Below are 15,214 nucleotides of genomic sequence, written 5' to 3'. Positions count from 1 at the left end.
GGCGCGCCTCAGCCCAGCCGCGCCATCGCCTCGGCGACGCTGTCGGCCAGCGTCTTGATGGCCGCGATCTCGCGCGCGGTGAACATGCGCCGGTCGCGCCAATAGCTGCCGATGGCGGCGCGCGCGTCGTGGCGGCCCACCGGCGTCATCACCAGGCTCTTCACGAAGGTCGGCCGATAGGCGTCGTGCGGAATGCGCGGATCGGCATAGATGTCGGAGATCGCCGCGGTCTCGCCGTTCAGCATGCACCAGCCGGAAATGCAGGCGCTCAGCGGGAATTTCTGCCCCTTCCACAGGGGTCCGACCGCGTCTTCCTCGATATAGTGGCACTTGTCGCCGTCGCGCAGCACGAAGGTCACGCCGTCGGCCGAGGTCACCGAGCGCGCCGTCGACCGCACCACGGAAACGATGTCGTCGAAGTTTCGCGCCGCCGCGAGCCTATCGCGGGCCGCGTCCAGAAGCTTCCAGCGGGGGTCGTCGTCCGGGTCGATCGTGTCGCGGGTCATGGATGCAACGCTAGAATGTGTCCGGTGTTTCGGGCAAACGGCGCGGAGCCGTCCACAGCTTATCCACAAAGGGGTTACGAAAAACATCCGTTGGGACAGCGCCGCGCCCAGGCCCTACAATGCGCGGATGCGTTTCGGCCCCCATCTTCTCGACGAAATCCTCCGGCGGACGGATATCGTCCAGCTCGTCGGCCGCCGCGTGAAGCTGACCCGCAAGGGCCAGGCCTATTGGGGCTGCTGCCCCTTTCACAACGAGAAATCGGCCTCCTTCAAGGTCGAGAATGCGCGGCGCACCTACAAATGCTTCGGCTGCGGCAAGGGCGGCGACGCCTTCAAATGGCTGGTCGAGACCGAGGGCCTCTCCTTCCCGGAAAGCGTCGAGCGGCTGGCCGGCGAGGCAGGCGTCGAGCTGCCCAAATGGACGCCCGAGGAAGAGGCCCGCGAGGAAAAGAAGAAGTCGCTCTACGATATCGTCGAACTGGCCTGCGCCTTTTTCGAGGAGCAGTTGCAGGCGCGCGCCGGAACCGAGGCTCGCGAATATCTGAAGACGCGCGGCCTGACCGGCGAGGTCGCCAAGAAATTCCGCCTCGGCTACGCCCCCGATTCCAACAGCGCCTTGCGCGATCACCTGACGGGCAAGAACGTCACCATCGACGACATGGTCGAGGCCGGCCTCGTGCGCCCCGCCTCGGAGGATCGCGGCCCGCGCGATTTCTTCTACGACCGGCTGATGTTTCCGATCGCCGACGGGCGCGGCCGCGTCGTCGCCTTCGGCGGCCGCGGCCTCTCGCCCGACGCCAAGCCGAAATACATCAACACCGGCGAGACGTCGCTCTTCTCCAAGGGCCAGCAGCTCTACAATTTCGCCGCCGCCCGCGCGCCCGCGATCAAGGCGCAATGCATCGTCGTCGCCGAAGGCTATATGGACGTGATCGCGCTGGTGCGCGCCGGCTTCGATTATGCCGTGGCGCCGCTCGGCACCGCCCTGACCGAGGACCAGCTCCATATCCTGTGGCGCATCGCGCCCGAGCCCATCCTGGCGTTCGACGGCGACGATGCCGGCCTCAAGGCCGCCCACCGCGCCGCGCGCCTCGCCCTGCCGCATCTGAAGGCCGGCACCTCGCTGCGCTTCGCCTTCCTGCCCTCGGGCGAGGATCCGGATTCCTTCCTGCGCGCGAACGGCCCTGCCGCGATGAAGAAGCTGCTCGACGAGGCGCTGCCGCTTTCCCAGGTGCTGTGGAAGGTGGAGACCGAGGGCAAGGATTTCTCCACGCCCGAGCGCCGCGCCGGGCTCGAGCGGGCGCTGGCCGATGTGGTCGCCGCCATCGGCGACGGCAAGATCGCCGATTATTATCGCCGCGACTTCGAGCAGAAGGTGTTCGAGGCGTTCAAGCGCCGTCCCGCCGCGCCGAAACGCGACTGGCAGCCGCGCTGGAACAACCGCCGCGGCGAGCGGCCCCGCCCTCCGCTGGGTTCGGGCGAAACCGTGTCCTCGGCGGTGAAATCCAGCCCGCTCGCCCGCTCTGGCCGGACCGGCGCGCGCCGGATGAAAGAGGCGGAGCTGGCCGCGCTCCTGCTTGCGGAACCGGCGCTGGGCATGCACCATGCCGAGCTCCTGGCCGACCTGCCCTTCTCGGACCCCTCGCTTGACAGGCTGCGCCACGTGCTCTTAAACCTCGCCGCCTCCGGCTCCAGCCTTGAAAAACAGGGGTTTCAGCACCATTTGAGCCGTCTGGGAATGGACGATCTCGTTGCCCGATTGAGCGCGCGGACGACCGGCACGGCCGGCGATCCTGCCGAAATCGAGGGTTCCGACGCCCGCTTTCTCAAGGCTGCCAGCGATCTTCGCGAAATGGCCGAACGGGCTCCTGAACGGGCCCGTGCCATGGAGCGTTTCAAGACCGAGGGCACGGAGGAAAGCTGGATCGAGGCCGAGCGCCTTCTGACCCGGCACGGCGATTGAGGCGCAGCGATGCGCCCATTCGTAAAATGGGATTCACTCGCCTCTATATAGAGGCCCTTTGCGGACGGTAATGAGCGTGGCGACCAAGACGGCGAACAAGAAAGCGGCGAAACCCGCCAAGAAGCCTCTCCCGGCGAAGCACGCCGCGCCCAAGAAGCCGGCCCAGCCGGCCAAGGCCGCCGTCAAGCCCGCCGCCGCCAAGACTGCCGCCACCGCCAAGCCGGCCGCCAAGACCACGGCCGCCGCCGCCAAGAAGCCCGATCCCAAGCTTGCGGCCAAGCCGGCACCTGCCGCCAAGGCGGGTGCCAAGCCCGGCGTCGTACCCGCGGTCCAGCCCACCGCCAAGGCCAATGCCAAGATGCCCCTGAAAGCCGGCGCCAAGGCGGGCAAGCCCGGCGAAGAGACCCCCGGCGACGCGGATTCGCCCCTGCTCGACATGTCTGACGTCGGCGTCCGCAAGATGATCGCCAAGGCGAAGACCCGCGGCTACGTCACCTATGACGAGCTGAACAAGGTTCTGCCTTCCGACAAGGTGTCCTCCGAGCAGATCGAGGACACGATGTCGATGCTCAACGAGATGGGCATCAATGTCATCGAGTCCGAAGAACAGGAAGAGGGTGGCGATGAGAACCTCCCCGCCGTCCCCGAGGGCGGCAAGGAAGTCACCACCAAGACCGGCACGGCCGCCGAGCAATACGACCGCACCGACGATCCGGTGCGCATGTATCTGCGCGAGATGGGCTCGGTCGAGCTCCTCTCCCGCGAGGGCGAAATCGCCATCGCCAAGCGCATCGAGGCCGGCCGCGAGCTGATGATCGGCGCGCTGTGCGAAAGCCCGCTCACCTTCGAAGCGCTCACCGTGTGGCGCGACGAGCTGAACGAGGGCAAGGTCCTCCTGCGCGACATCATCGATCTGGAAGCGATGTATGCCGTCGGTCCCGAAGGCCAGGCCCAGGCCGCGGCCCAGGCCGCCGCCTCCGCCGCCCATGTCGCGGCGATCAACGGCCAGCCGCCGCCGCCCAAGCCGACCCCGCCGCCCGCGCCGCCCAAGCCGGCGCCCGCGCCGCGCGCCGACGGCGAGGAACCCGATCCCGCCGAAGCCGCCGCCGCGGCCGACAGCGCCCAGGACGACGACGGCTTCGACGACGAGGGCAATCTGCCGCTCTCCGCGATGGAAGCCTCGCTGAAGCCGCAGGTGCTGGAGGCGCTGGACGCCATCGCCGCGCTCTACAAGAAGCTCGGCCGCCTGCAGGACGCCTCGGTGGAAGCCGCGCTGGCCTCGGACGAGCTTTCGACCGGCCAGGAGCGCCGCTTCAAGAAGCTGCGCAACGAGACCATGGATCTCGTGAAGGGCCTCAAGCTCAACAACAACCGCATCGAAGCCCTTGTCGACCAGATGTACGGCATCAACAAGCGGCTGGTGTCGCTGGAGGGCCGTCTGCTCCGCCTCGCCGAAGCGCATGGCGTCGCGCGCGAGGATTTCCTGAAAGAGCATTTCGGCAACGAGCTCGACCCGCACTGGGCGCGCCGCGTCGGCCGGCTCAGCCGCACCGGCTGGAAGGATTTCGTCCAGGACGAGCGCGACAAGATCAACCAGCTGCGCGACGACATGCAGGCCCTGGCGCAGGAGACGCGCCAGTCGGTCAGCGAATTCCGCCGCAACGTGCAGACGGTGCAGAAGGGCGAGCGCGAGAGCGGCGTCGCCAAGAAGGAGATGATCGAGGCCAATCTGCGCCTGGTGATCTCCATCGCCAAGAAATACACCAATCGTGGCCTGCAGTTCCTGGACCTGATCCAGGAAGGCAATATCGGGTTGATGAAGGCGGTCGATAAGTTCGAATACCGCCGCGGCTACAAATTCTCGACCTATGCGACGTGGTGGATCCGCCAGGCGATCACCCGCTCCATCGCCGACCAGGCGCGCACGATCCGCATTCCGGTGCACATGATCGAGACGATCAACAAGCTGGTGCGCACATCGCGTCAGATGCTCCATGAAATCGGCCGCGAGCCGACGCCGGAAGAGCTGGCCGAGCGTCTCGCCATGCCGCTGGAGAAGGTCCGCAAGGTCCTGAAGATCGCCAAGGAGCCGATCAGCCTGGAAACGCCGATCGGCGACGAGGAAGACAGCCATCTCGGCGACTTCATCGAGGACAAGAACGCGATCCTCCCCATCGACGCCGCGATCCAGGCGAACCTGCGCGAGACGACGACGCGGGTCCTGGCGACGCTGACGCCGCGCGAGGAGCGCGTCCTGCGCATGCGCTTCGGCATCGGCATGAACACGGATCACACCTTGGAAGAGGTCGGCCAGCAGTTCTCGGTCACCCGCGAACGCATCCGCCAGATCGAAGCGAAGGCTCTGCGCAAGCTGAAGCACCCGAGCCGGTCGAGGAAGCTGCGTTCGTTCCTCGATAATTGAGAACGCATACCTCTCCCGCAACGCGGGAGAGGTCGAAATTCGCAAAGCGAATTTCGGGTGAGGGGTTCTCTCAGACCCGTACCGCCGTTCTTTCCGGATCGCGGGATTTGTCCTATTATGGCCCCATGACGAAGCTGCTGGAAAAAGCCGTCGAAACCGTCCGCGGGCTTTCCTCGGAAAGCCAGGATGAGATCGCCCGCGCGATGTTGGAACTTGCCAACGACGCCGAACCGGAAGCCATCGATCCCGCACATCTACCGGCGCTGCTCGAAGGTCTGGAGCAGGCCAAAGCCGGTCGTTACGCGGCCGCTGTCGACGTCGAGGCCGCGTTCCGCCGCTTCGACGGGTGAAGCTCCGCCTCACACCGCGCGCTACTGCCGACCTGATCGACATTGCCGACTATATCGCAACGCAGAGCCCACAGGGCGCCCGTCGTGTCCGCGACGCCATCCTGGAATCGCTGCGCATCGCGGCCGACTTCCCCCGTATCGTGCACCGGCAGTCTATCGAAGGCGTCCGCAAGCTGGTCACGCGTCGTAACGCAATATCGTCTACTATCTCCTCGACGAGCCGGCGGATGAGCTTGTCGTCCTCACGATCCAGCATCGGCTCGCGATCGTCCGATGAGCGACACATAGCTACGCCCCCACCGCATTCACATACACCGCATAGACGCTCGTGCTCGCCGCGATGAACAGCCGGTTCCGCCTTCGCCCGCCGAAGCACAGATTGGCCGTCGTCTCCAGCAGGCGGATCTTGCCGATCAGCGCGCCGTCCGGCGCTTGGCAGCGCACCCCGTCCTCTGTCCCGGCGTGCCCCTCGCGGCCGCGCCGCCCGGCGGTCGGCACGCGCAGCTTACCGGGTCAATCCGCGCCCGCCAACGCTTCCGCCTGCTTCAGGTCGGCGACGAATTTCTTGTACTCCGCCGCCTTGGCATCGTCGTCCGGGATGCGCAGCAGGTAGGACGGATGCACCGTGACCAGCCCCCGCCGCCCCATCATCTGCGTCTCGCGTCCGCGCTCCCGCATGACCGACACGGTGTGGCCGAGCAGGGCCTGCGCCGCCGTGGCGCCCAGCGCGACGACGATCGCGGGCGATAGCGCCGCGAATTCGCGCTCCAGCCACCATTTGCACGCCTTGATCTCGCCGGCGTTCGGCTTGGAATGGATGCGCCGCTTGCCGCGCGGCTCGAATTTGAAATGCTTGACCGCATTGGTGACATAGACCTTGTCGCGCTCGATCCCCGCCTCCTCCAGCGCGCGGTCGAGCAGCTTGCCCGCCGGCCCGACGAAGGGCTTGCCGGCCAGGTCTTCCGAGTCGCCCGGCTGCTCGCCGACCAGCACGATGCGCGCCGCCTCCGGCCCCTCGCCGAACACCGTCTGGGTGGCGTGGCGGTAAAGATCGCAGCGCGTGCAATGCGCCGCCTCCTTGCGCAAGTTCGCGAGCGACTGTTTCGGCGCCGCGCCAAACAGGTCCGGTTCGTCGTCTTGCGGTTTCGCGCGCTTCGTCATCGTTCAACGAAACGCATGGCGGCGCGTTTGGCTCACATCCCCGGCCATACGGCGCGCATCACCATGCCGATGCCGGCCAGCGAGGCGACCCACAGGATGGTGCGCAGGAACGGGATGCCGAGCGCATAGACCGGCAGATAGGCCAGCCGCGTCCAGAAATAGATCTGCGCCCCCAGCGCACTCGCCGCGGTGTGCTTGTCCAGCGCCTGCGCGATCAGGACGGCGCCCAGGAAGAACATGAAGGTCTCGAGGAAGTTCTTGAAGACGCGCTCGATGCGCCCGCCGAACTTGCCCATCGGCGGCGCCGGCTCGTCGCGCGGCCCCACGCCCCAGGGCATGCCGCGCTTGCCGACGCTGAACAGCGTGGCGAGCACAAGCTGTACGAGCCCCAGCACGATGCTGAGCCACAGCATCTGCATCTCGATCGTCCCGAACGTTTCCGTATGCATGCGCCCCTCCCGGCGGTAAAGTCGGGGGCATGCTAGTCGGGCCGGGGCCGCGCACCAATGCGCGGGGCGGCGGCAAATTCGCGATCTCGAAAACAATACGATGTGGCCGCGGGAGTTATCCTACCAAGGACTATGGCCGCTCCACCGCATGACGAAGAACAGCGCCACGCCCGCCAGCGCCAGGAAGCCGCCGATCCACACCAGCGTGCCGACCATGCCGCCGAGCTCGCCGGCAAAGCCGTCCTCGGTCTGGAGCGGCCGGGGAGGCAAATCGTCTTGGTTCATCTGTCGAGCCGATCTCTAGCGGATAAGGCCATAAGCGCCGGCGGCGCGAGAAAAGCCATGATCCATGTCAACGCGGCGCGATCAATTCCGGACGGTATTCGAAATGCATGGTGTCGTAATGCTGCCAGCGCCCACCCCAGATGAAGCCGTGGCGCTCGAAGATGTGTGCGATCTCGACCGGAACCCGGTTGCGCCAGCCCGCGCCGGACCAGCGCCAATATTCCGCCGCCGCGCTGTTGAGGTCGACGGCGATGCCCCAGCCATGGGCGGAACGCGCCGCCGATCCCGCCACGGCGCGGCAATTATAGGTGCCGGAACTCGGGATCAGGTATCGCATGTCGGGCGCGGGCAGGGCGTCGAGTTCCGCGATGGCGGCCTCCAGCTTGCGGTCCACGCCGTTGACCGTCGTGATCTCGACCTGTCCGCCATGGTGCAGGGGCAGCCAGGCGATGCGGCGCAGCTTCGCGGTCACGCCGCCTTTCGCGCAGTCGCCATACATCGCGTCGAACAGCGGCGCATAGCGCACCCGGCCGGGATCCTCCGGCGACGCCGCGGCGTCGGCGCCCGCCGGATAGTCGGCATAGAACATGTCGTCGATGTCGGGATGCTCGATCATCGCGTCGAGCGACTTGTCCGTGCGCCCGTCGGAGATCGCGAAACGCCGCCCGTCCTTCAGAAGCAGCCGATTGCCGTCATGGCCGGCGAGAAAGTCGGGATAGGCGGCAACGAGTCTGTCCAGCTTGGTATCGAGATCCGCGGGCGGGGCGCCGAAGCCCGCGGCGCCGCCGAGCGCGGCCAGCCAGGTCAGGATCGCGAGCGGGGCTTTCATCCGCCCAGTCAAGCGCGGCCCTGTCATTTCCGCAAAGGGGCCGTTCGGCGCCCGGGATCGAGGTATCGGCATATTTACCCTGCGAACATTTCCCAAATGGACGAATGGCCGCCGGAACGGCATCCTCGGGCCATGCGTTGGAACCTGACATGACCATCATCGAGAAAGCCGAGCGGATCTATTCCGAGTTCGAGCACCGGGCCGACACCGTCGTCCATGTGCTCGGCATCCTTTTCGCGATCAATGCCAGCCTGTGGCTGCTCTGGCACGTCACCGGCATGTCGGCGGCCATCAGCGTGCTGATCTACTGCGCCGGCCTCCTGGCGATGATCTCCTTCTCCGCCGCCTACAACCTGGCGCCGCACGGGCCGTCGAAACAGTTCCTGCGCCGGCTCGATCACGCCGCGATCTTTATCATGATCGCCGCGACCTACACGCCCTTCGCCGCCAACCGGCTCGCCGCGCCCTACGGCACCGTCATCCTGGCCGCGATCTGGCTCAGCGCCAGCTTCGGCGTGACGATGAAGGTCCTGTTCCCCCGCCGCTACGAATGGCTGAGCCTGGGGCTCTACCTCGCCATGGGCTGGCTGATCGTCTTCGTCATCCAGCCGCTGCACGCCGCGATGACCGCGACCGATTTCTGGCTGCTGATGGCGGGCGGCATCGTCTATTCGGCCGGCGTCGCCTTCTATGTGATCGAGCGCATCCCCTATCACAAGGCGATCTGGCACGCCTTCGTGCTGGTCGCCGCCGCCATGCATTTCGCCGCCGTGGCGATGGAATTCACCCGTTAGATTCCGCAACCTTTCGTGTGTGGCGAAGCCGCCGGGGATCGCCTACGCCCTCGCCATGATTTCGGCGGTGATTTTCGATTGCGACGGCGTCCTGGTCGACAGCGAGGTCATCGCCCACGCGGTCGAGATCGCGGTCCTGGCCGAGATCGGCCTCACCTATGACAGCCACGATTTCATTACCCGCTTCATGGGCCGCAGCAGCAAGGTCTTCTACCAGCTGCTGGACGAAGACGGCCGCGCCCGCCTCGGCCGCCCCATCGCCGACGAGATCCGCGGCCCGATCAGGGAGCGCTATGCGAAAGAAGTCGCGGCGCGATTGACGGAAGTCGAAGGCGCGCTCGTCGCGGTCAGGGCCTGCCGCCTGCCCAAGGCAGTCGCCAGTTCCAGCTCGGTGCGCGGCCTGGATATCAAGCTGAAAAAGGTCGGCCATTGGGAGCATTTCGCGCCCCATATCTATTCGTCCGAGCACGTCGCGCATTCCAAGCCGGCGCCCGACCTCTTCCTCCACGCGGCGAAGGCACTGGGCGTCGCGCCGGAGGACTGCCTGGTGATCGAAGACAGCGTCAACGGCGTCACCGCCGGCATCGCGGCCGGCATGCGCGTCTGGGGCTTCGCCGGCGGCGGCCACATGACGGATCGCCTGAGCGCCCGCCTCACGCAAGCCGGCGCCGAACGTGTGCTGGCGAATTGGAAAGAAGCCGACGCGCTGTTCGCGGCGCTATGAAAACTGTCATGCCCGCGAAGGCGGGCATCCGGAGCCGCGGGAATGGCAAAATAATTGAGAGCGCTTCTACAAACCAGCTAGCCCGATCCGCTTGCAGCTCTCCTCCACCGTCACCCCATCCGCCCGCAAGCTTCGCAGCGTCACCGCATGGTCGCGCTTGGAGAACTTCTTTCCATTCGCATCCAGGATCAGCCGGTGATGCGCATAGGCTGGCGCCGGCAGTCCGAGCAGCGCCTGCAGCAGCCGCTGCACATGTGTCGCCGCGAACAGGTCGTTCCCCCGCGTCACCAGCGTGACGCCTTGATGCGCGTCGTCCACCACCACCGCCAGATGATACGCCGCCGGCATGTCCTTGCGCGCCAGCACCGCATCGCCGAACATCCCGGGCTCGACGGCCATGACGCCGCGCTCGCCCATCGGTCCGGCGCCCCGTTCCTCGAAGGTCAGCGGCCCCGCCACCGCCGCTGCCTTGGCGCTGTCGAGCCGCAGCACATGGGCCATGCCTGCCGCGATCCGCGCCGCGCGTTCGCCTTCGGACAGATGCCGGCACGTCCCGGGATAGATCGGCCCATCGGGCCCCGGCCGTGGCGCTGCCAAATCTTCGAAGTGCGGCGCCGCGGCGGCGCGCGCGATCTCCTCGGCGATTTCCTTGCGGGTGCAGAAGCATGGATAGAGCAGGTCCTGCCGCTCCAGCGCATCCAGCGCCGCGCGATAGGCCGCGCCGCGCGCCGACTGGCGCAGCACCGGCGTCTCCCAGTCCAGCCCCAGCCAGTGCAGATCCTCGAAGATCGCGTCGACGAATTCCGCGCGGCAGCGCGACGCGTCGATGTCCTCGACGCGCAGCAGGAACCGCTCTCCCGCCCGCGCCGCCGTCAGCGCGGCGAAGGCATGGCCGAGATGCAGCAGCCCCGTTGGACTCGGCGCGAAACGCGTGACAATCATGCGCCGGAGCCTACACGAGCCCGTCGCCGTGATCATTCGTCCCGCGACCGAGAGCGACATCCCCGCCGTGGCCGCCATCAAGGTGGAATCCTGGCGTCATGCCTATCGCGGCCTGGTGCCGGATGCCGTGCTGGGTGCCATGACGCCGGAGGAGGTGCGCCGCCAATGGCTGGGCACGGATGTCGCAAGCTTCGCCGACTCCGTCCTCGTCGCGGATCGCGCGGACGGCATCGCCGGCTATGCGATGTTCGGACCCGTGCGCGACGCGGCGCCCGGCTATGACGGACAGCTCTACGCGATCTATCTGCGTCCCGCCGCGATGCGGAACGGCATCGGCGGCGCGCTGTTCCGCGCCGCATCCGCCGGCTTGCGCGCGCGCGGCCATGCGAAGTTCCTGCTCTGGGTGTTCGAGGCCAACAGCGCCGCAAGACGGTTCTATGAACGCCAGGGCGGCATACTGATTTCAGGCGCGCAGGTCGTCACCGAAATCGGCGGCGCGCATCTGCGCGAACTGGCCTATGGCTTTCCGGCGGCAGGCGCGGTTTAGATAGGTCATGGCTTTCGGCACCCTCTCCGGCCCGCGTCTGCCGCCCACGCGCGGCGCCGCCACGTATCTCGTCGTGCTCTGTCACGGCTATGGCGCGGACGGCAAGGATCTGATCGGCCTGGCGCCGCATTGGCAGCGCCTGCTGCCGACCGCCGCCTTCGTCGCGCCCAACGCGCCCGAGCGCTGCGCCGGCGCGCCGAACGGCTATCAATGGTTTCCGATCACCCGCCTCGATCCCGGCGAGATGCAGCGCGGCGTCGAATCCGCCGCGGGTCAGCTCGACGCCTTCCTCGATGCGGAGCTGGCGCGCCTCGGCCTGCCGGGCGACCGCCTCGCGCTGGTCGGCTTCAGCCAGGGCACGATGATGGCGCTGCAAGTCGGCCTGCGCCGCGCCGTGAAACCGGCCGCCATCGTCGGCTTCTCCGGCCTCCTGGCGCGCGGCGCGGCGTTGGAGACGCTGCCGCCCGACACGCCGCCGATCCTCCTGATCCATGGCGATGCCGACCAGATGATCCCGGCCGAGGCGATGCTGGCCTCCGCGATGATGCTCGGCGCCGCCGGCGCCGGCGTGCAATGGCACATCGCGTCGGGTGTCGGGCACGGCATCGATCCGGTCGGGCTGGAGATGGGCGGCGCGTTCCTCTCGTCCGCGTTCCGCGGCCTTCTGCGCCGCCGCGAGGCCGAGATAAGCTGTCCCGTGCCTTCGCAGTCCTGAAACAGAACCCGTCTATCAAGACCGAGGTCGCCATGATGATCGTTCGCCGTTTCGCCCTTGCCATCGTGCTCGCCTGCGCGCTCGCCGCGCCGGCCGCCGCGGCGTCGTTCCTGACGGCCGGGCAGATCGACGCCGGCCTGCTCCTGCCGCCGCCGCCCGCGAACGATTCGCCGCGCGAGGCGGAGGAGATCGCGGAGCTTCGGGCGATCGCCGCCCATCGCACGCCCGCCGAATGGGACGCCGCGACGGCCGACGCCAAGGACTCGACGGGCGACTGGTTCGCCTCCGCCATCGGCCCGGATTTCGATTTCGCCAGGCTGCCGGCGACGCAGCACCTGCTCGCCGATATCGGCGACACGGAGGAGGGCGTCGCGACGACCGCCAAGACCTATTTCCATCGCGACCGGCCCTGGATCGTGGCGCCCGACATCAAGACCTGCACGCCGGTCAAGCCCGGCCCGGCGCCGACGTCCTATCCCAGCGGCCACGCCACCATCGCCTACGCTATGGGCGTAACGCTGGCGCGGCTGATGCCGGACAAGGCGCAGGCGATCCTCGCCCGCGCCGCGCTTTATGCGGAGCGGCGGCTGGTCTGCGGCATGCATTTCCGCAGCGACATCGTCGGCGGCCAGGCGCTTGGCACCGTGCTCGCGCTCGAACTCCAGAAGAACCCCGATTTCCGCAAGGAATACGACGCCGCGGCGGCCGAGCTCGCCGCCGCCCATCTTCGATCCGTGCCCTGACCGTTACCTTTCTGTCACGCCGAATCGCGTAGTATTTCGGCGAACTTGGCAGGGCATGCGCTTCCCCTTATGTTCGGCTGAGCAACGAGGAGTATTCGCCAAAGGGACCTTTCCGTGTTAGCCGCGCGCGTTCCCGATAACTGCCCGGCGCTGGTGCTGAACGCAGACTACCGGCCGCTCAGCTATTATCCGCTGTCTCTCTGGTCCTGGCAGGACGCCATCAAGGCGGTCTTCCTCGAGCGTGTGAACATCCTCGAGGAATACGACCGCGTCGTGCGCTCGCCCTCTTTCGAGATGAAGCTTCCCTCGGTCGTGTCGCTGAAGACCTATATCCGGCCGGCGCGCAATCCCGCCTTCACGCGGTTCAACCTGTTCCTGCGCGACCGGTTCGAGTGCCAGTATTGCGGCGATGGCGAGGACCTGACCTTCGATCACGTGATCCCGCGCTCGCGCGGCGGCCGCACGACCTGGGAGAACGTGGTGACGGCCTGCGCGCCGTGCAATCTCTTGAAGGGCGGACGCCTGCCGCAGCATATCGGCATGCATCCCAAGCACCGTCCGCACCGCCCGACGATCAACGAGCTCCGGGCCAACGGCCGCAAATTCCCGCCGAACTACCTGCACGAAAGCTGGGCGGATTATTTGTACTGGGACAGCGAGCTCGAGCCGTGAGTCCTCCTCTCCCGCCTCGCGGGAGAGGTTGCCGTTACCGTCGTCCGCCTCCGCCGCCCGGATGATTGATCATCCCGGCGCCGGGCGGCCTGCCGCTGCCATGCACGTGATTGAATCCGCCCGACGGATCGTGGCGGAAATGGTGGCCGTCATCGCGGTGCCAGGAATGATCGCGCCCGTCCGAATAGTAATAGAACCCGTCCGTGCCCCAATAGCCGTCGTCGAACGGCCCGTAAAATCCGTCATAATAGCCGTCGAAATAATCGCCGCCGCCGGCGACGCCGACGTCGTTGGCGCAGGCGCTCAGGAAGATGACCGCTCCTGCGGCCAGAAGGGCGGGAAGGCGCATCGGAAACTCCGCTTCGGTTCGATGGCGGGAACGCGCAAGCGATGGCTTGGCTCCGGGATGCGGCTTCGTCGCGCCCGTCGCGCACATGCAAAGAACCGCCTAGACGGCCGCTTTCCGCCACATCGCGATCAGCGGCGGCGCGTTCTTCGGCGCGATGTTCCGGCCCGCGACGAATCCGGCGCGCTCATAGAGCCGCGTGTTCTTGGGATTGGAATTCTCCAGATAGGCCGGCATGCCGGCCGCGTCGGCGCGCCTGACCGTCGTCTCCAGCATCGCGCCGCCAAGTCCGAGCCCTTGCAGCCGCGGCGCCACCGCGATGAAGGCGAGATAGAAGTGCTTCTGCGCCGGATGGTTCTTCTCCATCGCATCCGCCATGGCCGAGCCGCGCAACAGGCGCGGGAAGCCGCAGAGGCGCACGAACAGCGGCATCAATTTCATCTGCTCGACGAAGCCGCCGGGGCTCGCATCGGCGCCCGGCGGCAGCCAGGCGGCGCAGACCCCCGCGTCGCGGCTCATCCACACCTCGCCATACGGAATCGCGCGCACCCGCAGCAGCCAGAAGAAGAACTGTTCCAGCGCGCGGGCCCGCATCGGCGCCGGCCGCGCGATCCAGTCCATCACCGGGTCATGGGTGAAGGCCGCCGCGAACAGCCGCGACAGCGCGCCGGCATCGTCGATCGTGGCGCGGCGCGGATCGGCCGCCGCCGCCAGCAGGGCGTGGCGATCCTCGCTCATATCTTCTCGGACAGCCGGATCGCCAGCCGGCAGCCGGCCTTGATGGCTTCGCTCAGGAGCCGATAGCCCGGCGCCTCTTCCGCGCCGTGTTCGAGCGCGGTGTCGCGATGGGCGATCTCGTCGGCGCGGAAATCCTCGACCGTCTTCTTCAGCGTCGGATCGGCATCGCCGAGCCTCGCCACCTGCGCGGCATAGTGATCGTCGATCACCTCTTCCACCGCCGCGGTGCAGGCCATCGCCGCCTTCTCGCCCATCAGCGCCGTGGCGGCGCCCAGCGCGAAGCCCGCCACCCGCCACACCGGCTCCAGCGCCGTCGGCCGCACGCGCCGTTCGTTCACCAGCGCGTCGAAGGTCTTCAGATGCACCTGTTCCTGCTCCGCCATGTGGCGGATGGCGTCGGCGGTCTTGGAAGAACGCGCGCCCAGCACCGCAAGCTGGCCTTCATAGATGCGCACCGCGCCGTATTCGCCCGCGTGGTCGACGCGGATCATCGCTTCGATCTCGTCGGCGGTCCTGGCGCCGGGCGAAGCGGGGCGGGCCTTGCGGGTCATTTCGCGCGCACCAGTTGGAAGGCGCCGAACGCCGCGGCGGCCAGCGAAATGATCGCATTGTAGCCCGCCATGGAAATCCCGAACAGCCGCCACGCCGCGTGGTCGCATTGCGGCACCGGCGCATTGAGGTCGAGCGGCCCGCCGGTGAACTGAAAGCCCGTGGTGCAGGCCGTGGGCCCCTGCCAGAAATGCCATTCGACGCCGGCGTGATAGATGCCCAGGCCGCCGGTGATCGCGACGCACAGCGTCGCCAGCGCCGCAAGGACGAGCGCGGCGCGCGCCGGCAGAATCTGCGTGCTTACCAGGACCATGCCGCCCAGCCCGATCGCGGCGGCGGCGATATGCGGCCAGCGCTGCCAATGACACATTTCGCAAGGCGGATAATGGCCGATGTACTGAAAGCCGAGCGCGCCCAGGATCAGCGCCAGGCTGACCGCGCCTTCGAACCATGCGATTTGATTTGCTGTCATCGTCATA

The 15,214-nt window shown here is 67.3% G+C and carries 20 protein-coding genes; 9 read left to right on the top strand and 11 right to left on the bottom strand.

Annotated elements, in window-relative coordinates; genetic code table 11:
* Nucleotides 1–8: 8 nt before the first annotated feature.
* Nucleotides 9–506 carry a GAF domain-containing protein gene (locus tag WDN01_16310; protein MEJ0027590.1) on the bottom strand — a complete coding sequence of 166 codons (498 nt, stop codon included), beginning with the start codon at nt 504–506 and terminating at the stop codon, nt 9–11.
* A 127-nt stretch (nt 507–633) separates the two neighbouring features.
* Here WDN01_16310 and dnaG point away from each other — a divergent pair, with 127 nt between their 5' ends.
* From dnaG to WDN01_16295, 3 genes are all read left to right on the top strand, one after another.
* Nucleotides 634–2,469, top strand: a complete 1,836-nt coding sequence (dnaG, locus tag WDN01_16305) for a DNA primase (GenBank protein ID MEJ0027589.1) — start codon at nt 634–636, stop codon at nt 2,467–2,469.
* 70 nt (nt 2,470–2,539) lie between these two features.
* On the top strand, nt 2,540–4,891 hold the full coding sequence (gene rpoD / locus WDN01_16300) for an RNA polymerase sigma factor RpoD (protein ID MEJ0027588.1): 2,352 nt from the start codon (nt 2,540–2,542) through the stop codon (nt 4,889–4,891).
* Between the two features lie 125 nt (nt 4,892–5,016).
* Entirely contained in the window at nt 5,017–5,241 is a 225-nt protein-coding gene (locus WDN01_16295) for a hypothetical protein (GenBank protein MEJ0027587.1), read from the top strand.
* Between the two features lie 288 nt (nt 5,242–5,529).
* On the opposite strand, the gene WDN01_16290 is transcribed toward WDN01_16295, so the two are convergent.
* The 5 genes from WDN01_16290 to WDN01_16270 all read right to left on the bottom strand — a co-directional run bounded on the left by WDN01_16290 (nt 5,530) and on the right by WDN01_16270 (nt 7,965).
* Nucleotides 5,530–5,685, bottom strand: coding sequence for a hypothetical protein (locus WDN01_16290; GenBank protein MEJ0027586.1), 156 nt, complete (start codon nt 5,683–5,685; stop codon nt 5,530–5,532).
* Nucleotides 5,686–5,754: 69 nt separating this feature from the next.
* A complete protein-coding gene (locus WDN01_16285; protein ID MEJ0027585.1) occupies nt 5,755–6,402 on the bottom strand; it encodes a UdgX family uracil-DNA binding protein in 648 nt (215 codons plus the stop codon).
* 32 nt (nt 6,403–6,434) lie between these two features.
* Nucleotides 6,435–6,851: an MAPEG family protein gene (locus WDN01_16280; protein ID MEJ0027584.1), complete on the bottom strand. Its 417-nt coding sequence runs from the start codon at nt 6,849–6,851 to the stop codon at nt 6,435–6,437.
* 120 nt (nt 6,852–6,971) lie between these two features.
* The gene (locus WDN01_16275; GenBank protein MEJ0027583.1) at nt 6,972–7,136 is read right to left on the bottom strand and encodes a hypothetical protein; all 165 of its coding nucleotides are present in this window, start codon (nt 7,134–7,136) and stop codon (nt 6,972–6,974) included.
* Between the two features lie 67 nt (nt 7,137–7,203).
* Nucleotides 7,204–7,965 carry a M15 family metallopeptidase gene (locus WDN01_16270; protein ID MEJ0027582.1) on the bottom strand — a complete coding sequence of 254 codons (762 nt, stop codon included), beginning with the start codon at nt 7,963–7,965 and terminating at the stop codon, nt 7,204–7,206.
* Nucleotides 7,966–8,114: 149 nt separating this feature from the next.
* Between WDN01_16270 and WDN01_16265 the strand changes: the two genes are divergently transcribed.
* Both WDN01_16265 and WDN01_16260 read left to right on the top strand, forming a co-directional pair.
* The gene (locus tag WDN01_16265) at nt 8,115–8,759 is read left to right on the top strand and encodes a hemolysin III family protein (protein MEJ0027581.1); all 645 of its coding nucleotides are present in this window, start codon (nt 8,115–8,117) and stop codon (nt 8,757–8,759) included.
* 19 nt (nt 8,760–8,778) lie between these two features.
* Nucleotides 8,779–9,483, top strand: a complete 705-nt coding sequence (locus WDN01_16260) for an HAD family hydrolase (GenBank protein MEJ0027580.1) — start codon at nt 8,779–8,781, stop codon at nt 9,481–9,483.
* 66 nt (nt 9,484–9,549) lie between these two features.
* On the opposite strand, the gene gluQRS is transcribed toward WDN01_16260, so the two are convergent.
* Entirely contained in the window at nt 9,550–10,425 is an 876-nt protein-coding gene (gene gluQRS, locus WDN01_16255) for a tRNA glutamyl-Q(34) synthetase GluQRS (protein ID MEJ0027579.1), read from the bottom strand.
* Between the two features lie 28 nt (nt 10,426–10,453).
* On the opposite strand from gluQRS, the gene WDN01_16250 reads away from it, so the two are divergent.
* From WDN01_16250 to WDN01_16235, 4 genes are all read left to right on the top strand, one after another.
* Nucleotides 10,454–10,972: a GNAT family N-acetyltransferase gene (locus WDN01_16250; protein MEJ0027578.1), complete on the top strand. Its 519-nt coding sequence runs from the start codon at nt 10,454–10,456 to the stop codon at nt 10,970–10,972.
* A 7-nt stretch (nt 10,973–10,979) separates the two neighbouring features.
* Nucleotides 10,980–11,687: a dienelactone hydrolase family protein gene (locus WDN01_16245; protein MEJ0027577.1), complete on the top strand. Its 708-nt coding sequence runs from the start codon at nt 10,980–10,982 to the stop codon at nt 11,685–11,687.
* Between the two features lie 32 nt (nt 11,688–11,719).
* Entirely contained in the window at nt 11,720–12,430 is a 711-nt protein-coding gene (locus WDN01_16240; GenBank protein ID MEJ0027576.1) for a phosphatase PAP2 family protein, read from the top strand.
* A gap of 114 nt (nt 12,431–12,544) precedes the next feature.
* Nucleotides 12,545–13,102 carry an HNH endonuclease gene (locus WDN01_16235; protein ID MEJ0027575.1) on the top strand — a complete coding sequence of 186 codons (558 nt, stop codon included), beginning with the start codon at nt 12,545–12,547 and terminating at the stop codon, nt 13,100–13,102.
* 34 nt (nt 13,103–13,136) lie between these two features.
* Here WDN01_16235 and WDN01_16230 read toward each other — a convergent pair whose 3' ends face one another.
* From WDN01_16230 to WDN01_16215, 4 genes are all read right to left on the bottom strand, one after another.
* Complete coding sequence (locus WDN01_16230; GenBank protein ID MEJ0027574.1) at nt 13,137–13,451, bottom strand: hypothetical protein; 315 nt, start codon at nt 13,449–13,451, stop codon at nt 13,137–13,139.
* A 99-nt stretch (nt 13,452–13,550) separates the two neighbouring features.
* On the bottom strand, nt 13,551–14,186 hold the full coding sequence (locus WDN01_16225) for a GNAT family N-acetyltransferase (GenBank protein MEJ0027573.1): 636 nt from the start codon (nt 14,184–14,186) through the stop codon (nt 13,551–13,553).
* Entirely contained in the window at nt 14,183–14,737 is a 555-nt protein-coding gene (locus tag WDN01_16220; GenBank protein ID MEJ0027572.1) for a demethoxyubiquinone hydroxylase family protein, read from the bottom strand. Before WDN01_16220 ends, WDN01_16225 begins: the two co-directional genes overlap by 4 nt.
* Complete coding sequence (locus WDN01_16215) at nt 14,734–15,207, bottom strand: disulfide bond formation protein B (GenBank protein MEJ0027571.1); 474 nt, start codon at nt 15,205–15,207, stop codon at nt 14,734–14,736. Before WDN01_16215 ends, WDN01_16220 begins: the two co-directional genes overlap by 4 nt.
* Nucleotides 15,208–15,214: the final 7 nt, after the last annotated feature.

It is taken from the genome of Rhizomicrobium sp., from assembly GCA_037200985.1.
Taxonomy (GTDB): Bacteria; Pseudomonadota; Alphaproteobacteria; order Micropepsales; family Micropepsaceae; genus Rhizomicrobium.
This window is presented reverse-complemented; position numbering and strand designations above follow the sequence as displayed.